Annotated in this window: 20 protein-coding genes; 7 read left to right on the top strand and 13 right to left on the bottom strand. The window is 53.0% G+C overall.

All coding sequences use genetic code 11. From position 1 onward, the window contains the following. Positions 1–33: 33 nt before the first annotated feature. The 5 genes from AC6I9Z_RS09380 to AC6I9Z_RS09360 all read right to left on the bottom strand — a co-directional run bounded on the left by AC6I9Z_RS09380 (position 34) and on the right by AC6I9Z_RS09360 (position 3,809). Positions 34–714 (bottom strand): aquaporin, encoded by a 681-nt coding sequence (locus tag AC6I9Z_RS09380; protein WP_461455515.1) that lies wholly within the window; start codon positions 712–714, stop codon positions 34–36. 13 nt (positions 715–727) lie between these two features. Then, positions 728–1,177 carry a VOC family protein gene (locus AC6I9Z_RS09375; protein WP_461455513.1) on the bottom strand — a complete coding sequence of 150 codons (450 nt, stop codon included), beginning with the start codon at positions 1,175–1,177 and terminating at the stop codon, positions 728–730. A gap of 5 nt (positions 1,178–1,182) precedes the next feature. Further along, positions 1,183–1,521 carry an ArsR/SmtB family transcription factor gene (locus tag AC6I9Z_RS09370; protein ID WP_461455511.1) on the bottom strand — a complete coding sequence of 113 codons (339 nt, stop codon included), beginning with the start codon at positions 1,519–1,521 and terminating at the stop codon, positions 1,183–1,185. 78 nt (positions 1,522–1,599) lie between these two features. Beyond that, positions 1,600–2,574 carry a calcium/sodium antiporter gene (locus tag AC6I9Z_RS09365; RefSeq protein ID WP_461455509.1) on the bottom strand — a complete coding sequence of 325 codons (975 nt, stop codon included), beginning with the start codon at positions 2,572–2,574 and terminating at the stop codon, positions 1,600–1,602. Between the two features lie 11 nt (positions 2,575–2,585). Continuing rightward, on the bottom strand, positions 2,586–3,809 hold the full coding sequence (locus AC6I9Z_RS09360; RefSeq protein ID WP_461455507.1) for an argininosuccinate synthase: 1,224 nt from the start codon (positions 3,807–3,809) through the stop codon (positions 2,586–2,588). An 89-nt stretch (positions 3,810–3,898) separates the two neighbouring features. Here AC6I9Z_RS09360 and AC6I9Z_RS09355 point away from each other — a divergent pair, with 89 nt between their 5' ends. Beyond that, positions 3,899–4,342 (top strand): DUF1801 domain-containing protein, encoded by a 444-nt coding sequence (locus AC6I9Z_RS09355; RefSeq protein WP_461455505.1) that lies wholly within the window; start codon positions 3,899–3,901, stop codon positions 4,340–4,342. A gap of 16 nt (positions 4,343–4,358) precedes the next feature. Here AC6I9Z_RS09355 and AC6I9Z_RS09350 read toward each other — a convergent pair whose 3' ends face one another. Genes AC6I9Z_RS09350 through AC6I9Z_RS09340 form a run of 3 tightly spaced genes read right to left on the bottom strand, consistent with a single transcriptional unit; the run spans position 4,359 to position 7,191 of the window. Continuing rightward, complete coding sequence (locus tag AC6I9Z_RS09350; RefSeq protein ID WP_461455503.1) at positions 4,359–5,597, bottom strand: class I SAM-dependent methyltransferase; 1,239 nt, start codon at positions 5,595–5,597, stop codon at positions 4,359–4,361. 27 nt (positions 5,598–5,624) lie between these two features. Then, positions 5,625–6,386 (bottom strand): molybdopterin-dependent oxidoreductase, encoded by a 762-nt coding sequence (locus AC6I9Z_RS09345; RefSeq protein WP_461455501.1) that lies wholly within the window; start codon positions 6,384–6,386, stop codon positions 5,625–5,627. Next, positions 6,379–7,191, bottom strand: coding sequence for a cytochrome b/b6 domain-containing protein (locus tag AC6I9Z_RS09340; protein ID WP_461455499.1), 813 nt, complete (start codon positions 7,189–7,191; stop codon positions 6,379–6,381). Before AC6I9Z_RS09340 ends, AC6I9Z_RS09345 begins: the two co-directional genes overlap by 8 nt. Positions 7,192–7,281: 90 nt before the next feature. Here AC6I9Z_RS09340 and AC6I9Z_RS09335 point away from each other — a divergent pair, with 90 nt between their 5' ends. Continuing rightward, positions 7,282–7,671 carry a RidA family protein gene (locus tag AC6I9Z_RS09335; protein WP_461455497.1) on the top strand — a complete coding sequence of 130 codons (390 nt, stop codon included), beginning with the start codon at positions 7,282–7,284 and terminating at the stop codon, positions 7,669–7,671. A 10-nt stretch (positions 7,672–7,681) separates the two neighbouring features. Here the strand turns inward: AC6I9Z_RS09335 and rlmN are convergent, their stop codons facing one another. Genes rlmN through AC6I9Z_RS09320 form a run of 3 tightly spaced genes read right to left on the bottom strand, consistent with a single transcriptional unit; the run spans position 7,682 to position 10,116 of the window. Further along, positions 7,682–8,938: a dual-specificity RNA methyltransferase RlmN gene (gene rlmN, locus AC6I9Z_RS09330; RefSeq protein ID WP_461455495.1), complete on the bottom strand. Its 1,257-nt coding sequence runs from the start codon at positions 8,936–8,938 to the stop codon at positions 7,682–7,684. A gap of 30 nt (positions 8,939–8,968) precedes the next feature. Continuing rightward, complete coding sequence (locus tag AC6I9Z_RS09325; protein ID WP_461455493.1) at positions 8,969–9,466, bottom strand: hypothetical protein; 498 nt, start codon at positions 9,464–9,466, stop codon at positions 8,969–8,971. Next, a complete protein-coding gene (locus tag AC6I9Z_RS09320) occupies positions 9,463–10,116 on the bottom strand; it encodes a histidine phosphatase family protein (protein ID WP_461455491.1) in 654 nt (217 codons plus the stop codon). Before AC6I9Z_RS09320 ends, AC6I9Z_RS09325 begins: the two co-directional genes overlap by 4 nt. Before the next feature lie 251 nt (positions 10,117–10,367). Here AC6I9Z_RS09320 and dnaN point away from each other — a divergent pair, with 251 nt between their 5' ends. From dnaN to AC6I9Z_RS09300, 4 genes are all read left to right on the top strand, one after another. Beyond that, positions 10,368–11,483: a DNA polymerase III subunit beta gene (gene dnaN, locus AC6I9Z_RS09315; protein ID WP_461455489.1), complete on the top strand. Its 1,116-nt coding sequence runs from the start codon at positions 10,368–10,370 to the stop codon at positions 11,481–11,483. Between the two features lie 31 nt (positions 11,484–11,514). Further along, positions 11,515–11,970 carry a hypothetical protein gene (locus AC6I9Z_RS09310; protein WP_461455487.1) on the top strand — a complete coding sequence of 152 codons (456 nt, stop codon included), beginning with the start codon at positions 11,515–11,517 and terminating at the stop codon, positions 11,968–11,970. Between the two features lie 102 nt (positions 11,971–12,072). Continuing rightward, the gene (locus AC6I9Z_RS09305; RefSeq protein ID WP_461455485.1) at positions 12,073–12,462 is read left to right on the top strand and encodes a hypothetical protein; all 390 of its coding nucleotides are present in this window, start codon (positions 12,073–12,075) and stop codon (positions 12,460–12,462) included. 66 nt (positions 12,463–12,528) lie between these two features. Further along, positions 12,529–13,611 (top strand): transporter, encoded by a 1,083-nt coding sequence (locus tag AC6I9Z_RS09300; protein ID WP_461455483.1) that lies wholly within the window; start codon positions 12,529–12,531, stop codon positions 13,609–13,611. A gap of 73 nt (positions 13,612–13,684) precedes the next feature. On the opposite strand, the gene AC6I9Z_RS09295 is transcribed toward AC6I9Z_RS09300, so the two are convergent. Beyond that, entirely contained in the window at positions 13,685–14,074 is a 390-nt protein-coding gene (locus AC6I9Z_RS09295; RefSeq protein ID WP_461455481.1) for a hypothetical protein, read from the bottom strand. Between the two features lie 86 nt (positions 14,075–14,160). Between AC6I9Z_RS09295 and AC6I9Z_RS09290 the strand changes: the two genes are divergently transcribed. Further along, the gene (locus AC6I9Z_RS09290) at positions 14,161–14,763 is read left to right on the top strand and encodes a TetR/AcrR family transcriptional regulator (RefSeq protein WP_461455479.1); all 603 of its coding nucleotides are present in this window, start codon (positions 14,161–14,163) and stop codon (positions 14,761–14,763) included. A gap of 4 nt (positions 14,764–14,767) precedes the next feature. On the opposite strand, the gene AC6I9Z_RS09285 is transcribed toward AC6I9Z_RS09290, so the two are convergent. Further along, complete coding sequence (locus AC6I9Z_RS09285; protein ID WP_461455477.1) at positions 14,768–16,510, bottom strand: N-acyl-D-amino-acid deacylase family protein; 1,743 nt, start codon at positions 16,508–16,510, stop codon at positions 14,768–14,770. Positions 16,511–16,554 lie beyond the last annotated feature (44 nt).

Below are 16,554 nucleotides of genomic sequence, written 5' to 3'. Positions count from 1 at the left end.
TATTTAGGGATTGATTCCCAAATTTGCAACGCCTTAATTTTGGGTGGCGGGCGGAGGCGCAAATAACCAGCGCGTGACCATCCATGCGAGGGCCGCACCGGCAAATTGAGCGGCGACAAATCCGATCACGTCCGCTGGGGCGATTCCGGCAAAGCTGTTGGAAAAAGAGCGGCCAACGGTAATCGCCGGATTGGCAAAGCTGGTCGAGCTGGTGAACAAATACCCCGCAGAGATATAGAGCCCTACCGCTGGCGCGACCCAATCGGGGCGAAAACGCACCGCACCCAATATCGTGAACAGCAATCCGAAGGTGGCAATCAGCTCGCCGAGCCATTGGCCGCCGCCGGTTCGGCTTTTCTCGCTCAGCTGAAATACCGGCAGCTCGAACATGATATGGGCGGCCCAGACGCCGATCAGGCCGCCGAAAAGCTGCATTGCCACGAAAAAGAGCCCGTCAGACAGCGACAGCTCTTTTCGGAGCAACATGACGAAGGTGACGGCCGGATTGAAATGCGCGCCAGATATCGGGGCCAATATCGCGATCAGCACGAATAATATCGCGCCGGTGGCCAGCGTGTTGCCGAGCAGCGCGATGGCGACATTCCCGTCCGCCAGATTTTCCGCCATGATGCCGGAGCCGACAACGGTGACGAACAGGAAGAATGAGCCTAAAGCTTCTGCGCCGAGCTTTTGCGCCCGTGAAAATACCGCCATGTTGTTTACGAGCTTAGTTCAAGCTGCAGTCTGCGTCCGTTTTGACACCGCCAAGATCCGGCACTTTTCCATAATGGGTAACCTGTCCATCGGTGTAAAAGGCTTCCCAGATCAGGCCGTCGGGGTCCTGGGTCCAGTTTTTCTCTGATGACGCATAGCAGCAGGTCGTTGCGCCTTCCTCGAACCGCGGACCGGCAGCATTCTGCACCCGCTCGTAGACCGCTTGCAGTTCTTCCGGGCTTTCCGCCTGCAGGCCGACATGAGCGATGCCAGTCTCGCCGCCGGTGCCATCGCAGGCTGCGCCGCTTGCCGGTTCAATCGAGAAATTGATATGGGGGTCATCCAGCATCCACTTGATATAATCAGGCTTTACCAGGGCTGGCTGCGCACCGAACAGGTTCGCATAATAAGCGCGGGATTTTTCGAGGTCGGACACCTTCAGGTTTACGTGAAATCTTGTCATTATACTTACCCTTCCATGCATTCATCTGCTGCCTCAGTCGGTGCACAAGCGTCACCTTCGCAGCAATTTTCCAAAAGAAACGCCATCAGCCGGTTCATCGCCTGAAAATCGGCGCGATAGATGATCGACCGCCCGTCCCTTTCATCGCTGACCACACCGCCATTTTTGAGGTGCGACAGGTGAAAGGACAGCGAGCTGGCCGGCATGTCGAGCTTTTTGGCGATCTGCCCTGCGGGGAGGCCGCTGCGCCCCGCCTGCACCAGCAAGCGGAATATCGCCAGGCGATGTTCCTGCGCCAAGGCAGAGAGGGCGTTAACGGCGGTGTGGCTGCGAATCGTTTCCATATTTCCAGTAATATCGAAATATAAACGCGGAGTCAATCTCCGCGGCACTTTCGTAACCTTTATCACCTTCGAAAGGTGCTAGACCGCCACCACATTGTAAACGAGCTGAGCGACGTAGATGATCAAAAGGATCGCCCCCTCCCACCGCGTAATGCGCCGCCCGGTGGCCGCGAAGATCATCAACAGCACCGACGTCGCAATCAGCAACGGCAGGCCATAGCTGGTAATCTCAGCCGGAATGGTTCCCGGCGCAATCACCGCCGTTACCCCGCCGATCAGCAGCAGGTTAAAGATGTTCGAACCTAGCACATTGCCCAGCGCAACCGCACTCGCCCCCTTGTAAGCCGCAATGACCGAAGTGACGAGTTCCGGCAGCGATGTTCCGATAGCAATGACAGTCAGACCGATAACAGCCTCGCTCATGCCGACAAGGCGCGCCAAATCAACCGCTCCCTCAACCAGCCAGCGTCCGCCAGCAACGATCAGCACAATTCCCCCGATCAGGACAACAAGGGAACGCCAAAGCGGCCCCTCATCATGCAAATGTGTATCGGTCACTTCGAGTGCTTCTGCTTTTTCATGCAATGCGCTGGCCCCAACGGGCTGGGTTTTCTCGGCCCAGTAGGCGTAACTGAGATAGGCGCAGAGCAAGATCAGAAAAGCGGCGCCGATGGTGATAGTAATCCCGCTGGTGCTAGCTACAAACCAGAGGATGATAGTGGCGACCAGCGCTAAACCACCGTCACGCCATAGCGGTCCACGCGGCACGACCATCGGCAATATCAAGGAGGCCGTGCCCAGGATCAGCAGACTGTTGGCGAGATTCGAGCCCACAACATTTCCCCAGGCAATACCAGGCGACCCTGCCCGCGCTGCTTCTACGCTAGCCACCAGTTCAGGCGCCGACGTTCCAAAACCAACGATTGTGAGACCTATGAGCAGTTGCGACATACCCGCACGCTCAGCGACACGCACCGCTCCCCGAACAAGTAGTTCACCGCCGCCGATCAAGACTACAAAACCAGCCAATAGGGTGAAAATTGCGATCAGCATCCTAGGTTATCTTAACCGTCGCGCTTGCCAAGCAATCGAAGCCGCAGAGCGTTGAGCTTGATAAAACCTTCCGCATCCTTCTGGTCATAGGCGCCGGCATCATCCTCAAAAGTCACCACATCTTCGCTATAAAGGTTGAAGTTAACATCGGCCTTCCGGCCAACAACATTGACCGACCCTTTGTATAATTTGAGCCTTACCGTGCCGGTTACCCGCTCCTGGCTCTTGTCGATCGCTGCCTGCAGCATCTCACGCTCTGGCGCGAACCAAAAGCCGTTATAGACAAGTTCCGCATAGCGTGGGGCCAGTTCATCCTTCATATGCGCTGCGCCACTGTCGAGGGTCAATTGCTCGATCCCGCGGTGCGCTGCGTGATAAATGGTACCGCCGGGCGTTTCGTACATGCCCCGTGATTTCATCCCGACAAAGCGGTTCTCGACCAGATCGAGCCGGCCAATACCATGCTCACGGCCATAGTCATTGAGTTTTTCAAGCAAGGTCGCAGGGCTCATGCCTTCGCCATTAATAGCAACACCATCACCGCGTTCAAAGTCTATGGTTATATATTCCGGCTTGTCCGGCGCATCTTCCGGGTGGTTTGTGCGGGAGTAGACATAATCGGGGACCTCTTCCCAAGGGTCCTCCAATATCTTGCCCTCAGAAGAGGTATGAAGCATATTGGCATCAGTTGAGAAAGGCGCTTCCCCGCGCTTGTCCTTAGGCACCGGTATCTGATGTTTCTCGGCAAACTCGATCAATCTTGTCCGACTGGTCAGATCCCATTCCCGCCAAGGTGCGATAACCTTCACCTCCGGATTGAGGCCATAATAGCCAAGCTCGAAGCGAATTTGATCGTTACCTTTGCCGGTAGCACCATGTGCAACGGCATCTGCTCCGGTCAGTTTGGCGATCTCAATCTGGCGTTTGGAAATGAGCGGCCGCGCAATCGACGTGCCGAGAAGATAGAGTCCTTCGTAAAGTGCATTGGCCCGCATCATCGGAAAGACATAATCTTTCACGAATTCTTCGCGCAAATCGTCGATAAAGATATGTTCCGGCTTAACGCCCAATAGCTCTGCCGTCTTGCGTGCGGGCTCCAGCTCTTCACCCTGCCCTAGATCGGCGGTGAAGGTAACAACCTCACAGCCATATTCCTGTTGCAGCCATTTCAGGATGACACTGGTATCGAGACCCCCGGAAAAGGCCAAAACCACACGCTTGACGGAATCGCTCATGCTTATACTTTCAAAAAGAGAATTTCGCCGCGCCTAACAGGCTCCATATTTGTAAGCAATATGATATGCAGGATTGAGAGGAGGAAAACATGGCAGCAGCAGAAAATAAGACGAGAGAGAATGACGGTGATGTGAACGCCTTCATTGCCGATGTCGAACATGATGGGCGCCGAGCCGACGCCATGGAATTGCTCGATATGTTCAAGGACATAACCGGCGAAGAACCCAAAATGTGGGGAGAGAGCATCGTCGGCTTTGGCAGTTATCATTATAAATATGACAGCGGGCGTGAAGGTGATATGTGCCGGTCAGGCTTTTCGCCCAGAAAACAAAATCTCAGTCTCTACGTATTGGGCTGTACCAGTGAACAGGAGAACATAGCGAAACAATCGGAACTGCTTGAAAAGCTGGGGCCGCACAAACGCGGATCCTCGTGTCTTTACATCACCCGGCTTGATCGGATTGATCGCGGCATACTGGCAAAACTCATCGCATTCGACAAAGTGGCGATGGACAACAAATATCCTCGATAGCCGATCTTCCCACCGATCAGGCGCTTAAGGTCTGCTCGACCTCTCCGATATAATCGCGCGTCAAGGGCAATGTATGCCGGTTCCGGCTGAACTGAATCTGATAGTTACACATGCTGCCGCTCTCAAACGCCGCCGTGGCGCCCGCCAGATAAAAGGTCCAGAGCCGGAAGAATCGCTCATCATATAGAGCGACAATCTTTTCTTTATTTGCCACAGTCCGCTTGTACCATTCACGCAAAGTCAGCGCATAATGCAGCCGAAGTGTCTCAATATCCGTTGCCATCAACCGGAAATGCTCGCTGGCCTCGACCGTCTCACTCAATGCAGGAATATACCCTCCAGGAAAGATATATTTACGAGTGAAGGCGTCAGTGGTTCCCGGCTTGCCCATCCGTCCGATCGTGTGGAGCAGCATAACCCCGTCGTCAGTCATCAGATTGGCCGCACAACGAAAAAAGGTTCTGAAATTTGGTACACCGACATGCTCAAACATGCCGACAGAAACTATACGATCAAACTGCCCGGCATCGCGCTCGGCAAGGTCACGATAGTCGATCAACTCAAATTGGACCTTGTCTGCAACGCCTTCTCTTTCCGCCCGCTCCTGAGCGACTTTCAGCTGCTCTTCGCTCAGCGTAATGCCCAGTACATCAACACCAAATTTTTGATTTAGATAGAGCGCCATCCCGCCCCAGCCGCAGCCGATATCGAGCACGCGCTGGCCTGCCTTCAGATCCAGCTTTGCTGCGATATGGGCCTTCTTGTCCAGTTGAGCCTGCTCAAGCGTATTGTCTGGGTCAGTCCAATAGGCACAGCTATATTGCATGTCTTTGTCGAGAAACAGCTCATAGAGATCACGGCTAAGGTCATAGTGATGGGCAACATTGGCCTTGGATCGGCGCTGTCCGTTGATACTATCCAAACGCGCAGCAATGAGGCTTTTGACTTTCTTGAAAGCGCTGGGATCGCTCAGGCGGCCGCCTCTTTCCCAACGCTTGTTGGCGCGCAGTAGCTGGACTAATTCCATGATATCACCCTGTTCGACAACAAGGCGCCCGTCCATAAAAGTTTCGGCAGCACCCAGGCGTGGATCGAGCAATATCTGCCGCATCACGCCTTTGTCGGTCAAACGCACAGCGACATCCGGAAAGCCGGTTTCCGATTTCCCAAATTTTTCCGTCGACCCATCAGGATGAGCTACTGTAATTGATCCTCTTTTTACTACGCTCCCAAGAAAGCGACCCAATATGGACATCCATTGCTCCTCAGCACAAAAAACTCGTTAAATTCCTGCATACCATTCGTAGTTGCCGACATCTTCCCAATATCCGCCTTTGCCCTCACCGATATTGTCCAGAGTGGCAGCCGCTTCAATCCCGGTAACATATTTTGCATGTTTATAGCCCAGCTGCCGCTCTACGCGCAGCCTCAGAGGTGCGCCATTTTCAATCGGTACAGATTCACCGTTCAGTCGATGCGCCATAATAGTTTGAGGGTGGAAAGCGTCGAGCAGGTCAATGCTTTCATAATATGGTCGTCCGCCAAGCCGATCAGCACAGTGGAAAACCAAAAATTTCGCACTGTCTTGCAGTTGCGCCAAGTCGAGTAACAATTTGAGTGGTACTCCGGTCCATTGGCCAATAGCGCTCCAGCCCTCAACACAGTCGTGCCGGGTGATCTGCGTACGCTGCGGCATTGACAACAAGGCTGCCAAAGAAAAATTCTGAGGTTTCTTGAACAGCCCGGTCAAGCGCAATTGCCAGTCCGCAAAGCCCTGTGCCGCGCTAGCCGTATAGTCTGGAGTCCCTGGATCGCGCGTACCATTTGCTCGAAATTTCGGAGACAGGTCCTTGATGCTATATTCGCTGGCTAGCTCCATCCGGTCACCCAGAGCGCGCTGGACCAGAAAATTTGCATCCTCCGCACTACCCAGTATGTTCTGGAAAGTCTGGTTGCGGCTGAGTGCATCACAACCACTCAGCAAACTGCCAGCGCCAAGTGCGCCAGTGGTAATGAGGGTTCGCCGGCTAAGCATTTTACGCATGATCGCTATCCTCTCGTTTGCCGCCCGTGATCATGGCCCACGTCTGTTTGAATGGCCCTGCCAGCAACAACGTGATCATATGAACGATGAAGAACAATAACAGCAGAGACATGCCGATAAAATGAATGGACCGTGCTGACTGCCGACCACCAAATATATCGGTGAGCCACGGCCAATTCGCATCCATCGCTGGCGACATCGCCAATCCGGTAAAAATCATCAGCGGCAAAAGGATAAAGATTACTCCAACATAGCTGAATTTCTGCAGAATATTATAGATATTGACCGAACTGACTTCGTGAAACCGTAACCGCAAATGGTTTCTCACATCGCGCAAGATGTTGGAGGGCCGCCATTCCGCACGAGAAATATGCAAGTCTTCTTGCACATGGCGATTGAACATGGATCGGATCATGAAAAACGCCAATCCGACGCTGAAAATCCATGCAAAAAAGAAATGCCAACGCCTTCCTTCAGCAAGGCTGTAATAGGAAGGGATGGTTGCCCAGCTCGGAAAAGCCCATGTCTGTATCTCGCCATTGCTATCTCGCCAGTTGCCGATGAAGCCGGTGGTCTCGATTTTTGTCTCACCCAACCGGACATAACCTAAGGTTTGCGAAGACCCGACAGCCGCCCAGGCATAGTCATCACTGGAGCCATATTCCCCCCAATAGAGCCGCGGGTGGGCATTGAAGATCGTCAAACCGCTCATCACTAAAGCAAGCAAGCAGAGAGCGTTAACCCAGTGCCAGAGCCGGGTCGTCAGCTTGTGGCGCTTTGTCGTGTTATTTTGAGATTTGATCATTTGCACGGCCATTCTAGTCAGTTGTTCGACAAATGAAAGTTAGTCGTTACAGTGCAAAGAAAAGAAACTTGTTGCCAAAGCGAGGTTTGGATGACCGACAAACGCAAAGTGATCAAAATCGATCCCGATCCACTCGCGCCTTACGCCATTGCGCCTGGCTGGCGCGTTGGTAATATGCTGTTTCTGTCTGGTCAGGCCGCCATTGACGAAGCTGGTAACATCGTCGGTGCAGGAGACTTTGATCGACAGGTAGCGCAGGTCTTCATCAACATCGACCGGGTGCTGGCAGCTGGCGGTAGCGATCGAAAAAAGATCGTCAAGGTCACCATCTATCTTACCGACATGGGCTTTTTCCCGCAGATCATCGAAGCCCGAAAACGCTATTTTTCAGAGCCTTACCCAGCAGATACAATTGTCGAAGTCAAAGCCTTGGCACTCCCCGACCTGATGGTGGAAATTGACGTAATCGCAACTATTTAGATCTGCCACATCAGCCGAGCGCCGCTTGCTTCTCTTCCGCTAGACGGTCAAGTTCAGCCCGACTTTTCTTTTCGCTGGCCGACTTTAACTGTCCGCAAGCGGCCATGATATCACGCCCGCGCGGAGTCCGCACGGGAGCACTGATACCAGCATCAAAAACGATCTTGGAAAACGCCTTGATCCGCTCCGGCGTCGAGCATTCATAGGCCGAACCGGGCCACGGGTTGAACGGTATGAGGTTCACCTTGGCGGGCAAGTCATATTGCCGGAGCAAATTGACCAATTCGCGCGCATCTTCGTCGCTGTCATTCTTGTCTTTCAACATCACATATTCAAACGTGATCCGCCGCGAGTTGCTGGAACCGGGATAATCCGCACAGGCCTGTAGCAATTCTTCAATAGAATATTTGCGGTTGAGCGGCACGATCTCGTCGCGCGTTTCCTTGTTTACGGCATGTAGGGATATTGCCAGATTAACGCTTATTTCCTCACCGGCCCGCGCGATCATAGGTACCACGCCGCTGGTCGACAAAGTAATCCGGCGGCGCGACAGAGCCAGTCCGGCCCCATCCATGACGACTTTCATCGCATCACGGACATTGTCAAAATTATAAAGCGGTTCCCCCATGCCCATAAGCACGATATTGGTCAGCAAGCGGCCATCAGATTTATAGGCCTGATTATATTCCTTGGTATTTTCCGCTTCTTCTTCGTCGGCAAAATCCATCACACCTTTGGGCCACTCGCCCAACGCATCACGAGCAAGCATGACTTGCCCAACAATCTCGCCGGGAGTCAGATTTCGCACCAGGCGCATTGTCCCCGTGTGGCAGAACCGGCAGTTGAGCGTGCACCCGACTTGCGAGGAAATACATAGTGTCCCGCGATCTTCATCGGGAATGAAGACCATTTCATAATCCTGCTTGTCGGCGGACCGCAGCAACCATTTGCGCGTTCCATCTTCCGACAGATGGGCTTCGACAATCTCCGGTCGGCCAATCACAAACCGCTGTGCCAACCAAGGGCGTAGGGTCTTGCTCATATCGGTCATGATAGAAAAGTCATCTATGCCGCGATGATACATCCAGTGGAACAGCTGTTTGGAGCGCAACTTCCCCTGCTTCTCATCCAATCCCGCTTCGATCAATACGTCCCGAATTTCGGTCACACTCAAACCAATAAGATCCACCCGCCCGTCTTCACGAGGCGTTACTTTGGCGGGAAGCGGGACAGGATCAATATGGCCGGGAATCTGCATGGGGCGCATATAGGACCACAATGGCTGAAATACCAGCCATCAGCTTTTCAACCGCGAACAGCCCAATGATGCCGCATCAATTGCGGTTGCCGCACCGCGTAGCAGGTAAGCATCAACAATCGGCTTGCCATCACGCCCGGTGCTCTCGATGGTCATGCTGTTGGCAGACCGCAAGGCAGCAATAATTGCTGCATCCATGCGTTTATCCTGCGACCACCCATCGGAACGGTTGGCCGTCAGTTGAAAACGGCGGCCGCCAATACCGACCATGACACGGCTATTGGTCGAACGATCGCGACTAAGACGCACATGAAATTGCGCGCGAACATTACGCCTGGGCCAGAAACCGACAGAAGCGTACGATTTACGCTCAGCCTTGCCCCTTATGTCCTCTGACTCTGCAATAGCATAACAGCGCGGAACAGCTGGATCACGAAAAGCGCCCCAGCTATTAAAGACGCCCAGCGAATCCTTGGCCGCAATCGGCACGGACAAGGTTGCGAAACAAATGGCGGTCAGGGCAGCGGCAATCCTCATGCCTTTTCGCTCTCTCCCACACCCAAGTGGACAATTGTCTCCGAACCATCGACAATTTGGACCATCGAACCTTGGGGAAGGCTATCAGCCATCGGCGCATCGATCGGTTCCAGCGGCGGTTGCCCGGTCAACAAACCCCGCAACACCCGGCTTGTCATCCCGTGGCTGATCAGCAGCATGTCACGATCAAATGCTTGATCGGCGAGCCAAGCCTTCAATCGATTCACTATGTCACCATAGGTCTCTCCCCCAGGCGCTTGAGTAAGGAATAGCCCTTGGCGTTGATCGACCTGAAGCTGACCATTGAGCCTGCTGTAGTAAACGCCCTCCCATTCTCCCATATCGATTTCCCGAAGACGGGAATCAGGAATGGTACTATGCCAATCCAGTTCAATATGCTCACAAACGATCGACAGGGTTTGCAGCGCCCTGCCCGTGTCAGAAGCAACGAGATCAAGGTTGCAAAAACCGCCCAAATAAAGCGCAAGCGCACGGCCCATTTCATCAGCCTGGGCAAAGCCGCGTTGTGTCAAAGGGGTATGCGCATCATTGCCCTGAATACGGCCGGCCAAATTAAAAATCGTCTCGCCATGACGAGCAATGAACAGGCGTTTTCCATTTGTACTGATATTGCGGCTTAAATTGCTCATAACTATGGCCTAATTCGCTTTTGCATAACGTCTCTGGTCGATATCTTTAGCGGGTTTAACCGCATTGTGTGTTTTTTCCACAGATTTTCACCGCAATATCTTTGTCACCCCCTGTATCGGGCTTGCCCTATTGGTTGATATTGTTAATGAGACGATGACTATCTGTGAACTGGACGGAGTCTTTTATCTTGTCCGGGCACAGCCATTGGGGCGAAATACACTGCCCAAGGACAGGAAATGAAGGACGGTTTATGAAAGCGACAATTGAACGCGCAGCACTGCTGAAAAGTCTGGGCCATGTCCAGTCAGTGGTTGAGCGGCGCAATACGATCCCCATTCTGTCCAATGTGTTGATCGAAGCCAGCGAAGGCGGCGGTATTAAGCTAATGGCGACCGACCTGGACCTGCAGGTCGTTGAGACCGTCGAGGCACAAGTCGAAACGGCTGGCTCAATAACCGTTTCTGCCCATACGCTGTTCGATATCGCCCGCAAATTACCTGATGGATCGCAGGTGCAGCTGGACGCTGCCGATGGCAAGATGAAAGTCAATGCAGGCCGTGCGCGGTTTAATCTGCAAACCCTTCCCCGCGATGATTTTCCCATCATTGCTGAGGGTGATCTGCCAACCAGTTTTGAGTTGCCGGCAGCATCCCTGGTGCAAATTATCGACAAAACCAAATTCGCGATTTCCACAGAAGAAACACGCTACTATCTGAACGGCATTTTCCTGCACGTTCAGGACGAAGAGACACCGGTCCTGAAGGCTGCGGCCACAGACGGCCATCGTCTGGCCCGTGTCACCCTGCCCCGCCCGGCAGGAGCAGAAGGCATGCCGGATGTGATCGTGCCTCGCAAATGCGTCAACGAACTGCGCAAATTGCTTGACGAAAATGGCGAAGCCTCCGTTCAGATTGATCTGTCCGCGAGCAAAATTCGCTTTACCCTTGGCACTGCTATCCTGACCAGCAAACTAATCGACGGTACTTTCCCGGATTATACACGCGTCATTCCAACCGGAAATGACAAGATCCTGAAAATCGATCCAAAGAGTTTTGCGCAAGGCGTTGACCGCGTTTCGACCATCGCTACCGAAAAGACCCGTGCAGTCAAAATGGCTTTGGGTGATGACAAGATCACGCTGTCAGTCACGTCTCCTGAAAATGGTACAGCGGCAGAAGAAGTGCCCGGAGCCTACAAGGAAGATGCCTTCGAAATTGGCTTTAATTCTCGGTACTTGTTGGACATTTTAAGTGAGATCGAAGGCGACAATGTCGAACTTCACCTCGCCGATGCCAGCGCGCCAACATTGATCCGTGAGGATGACAAGTCACCAGCTCTATATGTGCTGATGCCAATGCGGGTTTAGTAAAGTCGCTTCATCCGACAACGAGCTCTTCGTGGTCTGGGGTTTCCCGATAGATGAGACCACGATCTTAGTTCTGTTCCCGGTCATGTTTCTGGCTATGTGGTTGCTTATTGTTACCTTACTTGGACGGATGTCGGGATGGAACAAGCTTCAAAACCGATTCCCAGACAGACCTGACGAAAGCCTGATCGTCATGCGAGCCCAATCTGGTGCTATGGGCGGGATATCGTCAGCAAAAGTCAATTTCTCGGGATGTTTACGTCTCGACGTTTGCCGGACGGGCCTGCGTGTATCCATGTGGAAAGTTTTCGGGCCATTCCAAAACCCTTTCTTTGTTCCTTGGGGCCAAATCGATGTTTCCGATGCATCGATTTTCAAATTCAAACGCCATCGCCTTGGCTTCGGAACCCCAGAAAGCGGCTTCCTAATCATTGCGGACAGAACCGCAAAGATGATTGCAACACAAAGCCCGATAAAATTGTCTTGATCACGCCATTCCTTGCTAGCCATGGATGGTAAGCAGGATTATAGACCCGCCACAGCGATGAATGCAGATCCTTCTTCTCGACAGCCTTTACGAGGCCATCTGGTGACTGTCACTCTGACTGTGGTGGCGCTGCTGCTTTCCGCTCTGGCTCCTCAGGGCTTCATGCCCAAATATACCACAGACGGTTTTTCCATCGAGCTGTGTTCCGGCCATGCAAATAACAAGCTCGCCATAACGCCCGATCATCCCGACTATGTGATGCTGGCAATGGTATATGGCGGCCGGGAAAAACCCGATACACCAAATTCCGAAACTGGAAACTCAGTCTGTACCTATGCGGCGTCCTCAGGCGCCGGCCTGATTTCAGCCGCCCCTGCTATTACGCTGACCGATCACGTCATGGCCCCACATGTGCCAGAAGCACAGCGCCATTTTGCCGTCCGCAATCGGATCAATATTCCGCCAGCAACCGGACCACCTGTCGCCGTCTGATCTCAGCTACCGGCCGTTTCTGGAGCTTTTCAGCGGCCAAATATCAGACAATCACAGGAAAAAACTATGAAATACTCGCTTTGCGCAGGGGTGTTGTTCACCGCCTGCCTTTCTACCCCCTCGCTCGCCCATGATGTTTTGGCCGATGATCACGCCCCGATAGGTGTGATGGCCGATCATGCTCACAAGAAGGGCGAGGTTATGTTCTCCATCCGCCATATGCATATGGAAATGAGCGGCAATCAGATCGGGACCGACAGCATCTCTCCCGAAGATATTGCAACCACTATACCCAACCGTTTTTTCGGTGCTCCAGGCCAACCGCCAACTTTGCGCATTGTGCCAACCTCCATGCGCACCGACATGACCATGGTGGGAGCGATGTACGCACCGACCGATTGGGTCACTCTGATCGCCATGGGTAGTTATGTCGAAAAGGAAATGGAGCATATAACCTTTGCAGGAGGTGCCGGTACCAATGTGCGCGGCAATTTCACGACCAATCCAAAGGGATTTGGCGACATCACACTCGGCGGTATTTTTCCGATACTGGGAGTATCGGATCGCAAGGGCGACTTACAGCGGGAGCTGAATGTCCGCGCCGCCGTTTCCATCCCGACTGGCTCAACGACCAAGACAGCGCAAATCCTGACGCCGATGGGCGGAGAACCAACCGTCCGTGTGCCCTACATGATGCAAATCGGATCGGGCACATGGGACCTTAAATCGTCTGTGACTTACAAAAGTTGGCACGGCTCTATTGGTCTTGGCTCACAATATTCCGGGACGATCCGTACTGGCACGAATGACCAAGGTTACCGCTTTGGTGATGTGCACGAGCTGACCACCTGGATCAGCTACCGTCCAGCTCAATGGATCAGCCTGTCTGGCCGTATCAAGGGTCGAGCCACCAGTCCGGTGGAAGGCATTGATCCCATGATAATGGGACCCGTCCAAACCGCCAACCCCGACTTCCAGGGCGGCGAGCGTGTGGACCTTATCGGCGGTATCAATCTCGTTGGCACACACGGGCCGTTAGCGGGTCATCGTCTGGGTATCGAGGTTGGTGCTCCGGTTTATCAGGATCTCAATGGCCCCCAAATGACAGGCGACTGGATGCTTACCATCGGCTGGCAAAAGTCGTTTTAACCCATAAAGAACGGGACCCGGCGTTAATCCGGGTCCCGCAGTTACCCTGTTTGATTGAGAGTGGACGCCCGTGTCAAACAGACTGCCACGTTCGGGATAACCAGAACAGGATTGGGTAGATCAAAACGATAGCCATAAATGTTATGGAGATTCCCCAAGGCACGTCGCCCGGCCTGCCGGACATAAGCAGCGGTAGAACAAAAACCAGCAGCCAAAAGCTCTTGTAAAATATCTGGATTAGCACAATCGGAGCAAAAAAACGCGGAGCCCAAAGCCCAGCGATCGATCCAGCCAATATTGCCAGCCACAGACTGCCAACTAACAATCGCAGACCGACAGATTCATCGACCTTGCCTTCAAAAACGCCGCCAACACCGCTACCCGAAAACATGTTCCAGCAGACCGGCACAAGGATGAAGATGTTCGCAATAAAGGCGATTTGCAGAATATTTATCCGGCTCATTCCTCTTCTCCAGCATAGAATTTCAGGATTAATGATATTAATGAATAATCCTCATTAATATCATTTCTGTTGCCAAGTCAACTTTAATGAACAATATTCATTTGATGCAAAAAACCAGACGTCAGCGCAATCCGGACGCCAAACTCAAGGCGATACATGAGAGCGCCATCGCGCTTTTTTCAGCCAAGGGTTTTGATCAGGTAACGATCTCTGAAATAGCGAAGGCAGCGGATATCGCTGTCGGCACGATTTATCGCTTTTATCCCAACAAAAGTGCAATACTGGTCGCGATTTCGAACATATTGGAGCAGGAGTTCATTGCGGTGATGCGTGAGGCGTGGCGCGTTAATCGGCCGTATCCCGAACGGTTGAAGCGGATGGTCAGCGCCTTGTTCGTGATCATTTCAGATAAAAGAGAGGAGATCAGCCTTCTGTCGCTTGCACAGGGTCACATCATTGAGAAAGGAACGACTCCCGGCTCAATGATCAGGAAGGAGATCGCAGCACTTTATCAGAACGGCATCGATCATGGGGGCTTTACTCCGCACGACACGACTCATTTTGCCGCCATCGCACATGGCATGGTCGAAGGCGCCATGCGCCAATGGCTACAAAATCCAACAGTCGAAAATCATCGAGCACTCGAAGCGATGCTCACTGAACTCCTATCTCGAAGCGCAGGCATCTAGCCTTCTATTCTGCAGCTTCCAGCATCTCAGCATTTTGCGGACCGCGGATCAAGCCGCCCGGGCGCTTGTCTGTCACCACGCCGCCCCTGAAAGTCACCTGTCCGGACTTGATAGTGTAGTCATAGCCATCAGCCTTTTGCAGCAGTCGCTTGCCGCCGGCGGGCAGATCAAAGGCAAGCCATGGCTTGCCCAGTTTGATCCGGTCCATGTCAATAACGTTGACGTCGGCCAAATATCCCGGTTTCAAAACTCCGCGGTCATTCAGCCCATAGAGACGAGCCGTATCCAGACATTGCCGCTTGATCGCATTCTCGATCGTGATCGTACCGCGCTCTCGGTTTTTAACCCAATGCTCCAGCATGAAAGTCGGACTTGCGGCGTCACAGATCGTACCACAATGCGCACCGCCGTCTGACAGGCTATTCACTGTATCATCGGCATGTTGCAACGGATGAAGAAAATCCAAATTGCCATCAATATAGTTCAAAATAGGAAGGTATATCAGTCCTTTACCATCATCCGACATCAGTAGATCATAGGCATATTCTGCTGGTGTCACACCCGCAGCATTGGCACGAGCGTTGATACTCTCCTCAGTGGTCGGCTCGTAATTGAAACCATCATCCATCTGATAGTGCATCGCCCAGCCATCGGTGACGATAAACTGAACAGGTGCCATATCAACATTTTCTGCCGGAAGGCTGGCCTCGGAAATCATTTGCGCCCTGAAATCGGGATCACTTAGCCGAGCATATTTCTCTTCCCACGGAAGCTCGGCAATGGACTCCCAGCTTGGTTTACGAACAAATGGATGAACCGTACCCTGCCAAGCCATGATGATGCCATTTCCGCGTAACGCGATTTGCGCGACAATATTTGCGCCGTTGTCATTTTCGGCTCGCATATTGGCGATCTGCTCTTCGAGCGGTTGATCCTTGGCTATGGATTGCAGTGCTGCAAATGTCACTGGCAAGCCCGTTTCCCGGCTGAGGTCGCCCATCCATCCAAACTCATCCCATTCCCGGTTGAGATCAGAAGCCATCTCGAAGACACCATAACCAACCCGGCCCATGGCCCGGCCAATCCCGATTAACTCTTCCTTGGTTGCCGTCGTTCCAGGAACCAGCTCCCCATCAACCGAGCGATGCAGCACGGTGCGGGAGGTTGAAAAGCCCAATGCACCTGCTCGCAAACCGTCTTCCACAATTTTCGACATCTGCTCCACGTCATCTTCAGTGGGAACCGCACCCGGCTTTTCCCGATCGCCCAATACATAAGCGCGAATAGCGCCATGTGGGACGTGGGTAGCAACATCAATGGTACGTGGTAGTTCCTCCAGCGCATCCATATATTCCGGAAATGTTTCCCAATTCCAAGTCATCCCTTCGGCGAGCGCCGTGCCGGGAATATCCTCCACACCTTCCATCAGACCGATTAGCCATTCATGCTTGTCAGGCTTGGCGGGAGCAAAACCGACGCCGCAATTACCCATGACTACAGTGGTCACACCATGCCAGCTTGAAGGTGCCATTTCATCGTCCCAAGTGGCTTGTCCGTCATAGTGGGTGTGCACATCTACAAAGCCCGGCGAGACAATTTTTCCGGTCGCATCAATTTCTTCACGCCCCTTGGCGGTGACTGTACCCACCAAGGAGACACGATCCCCGTCAATTGCAACATCGGCTGTAAAAGGTGCACTGCCAGTGCCATCAACCACTGTACCGCCGCGAATTACCAGATCATGCATCGAGTCTCTCCTGATTATTTTCTTGAGGAGTAACAGATTTAACT

This window comes from Parasphingorhabdus sp., assembly GCF_059726685.1.
The sequence above is the reverse complement of the archived record's forward strand: the minus strand, read 5'-3'. Positions and strand labels throughout refer to the sequence as shown.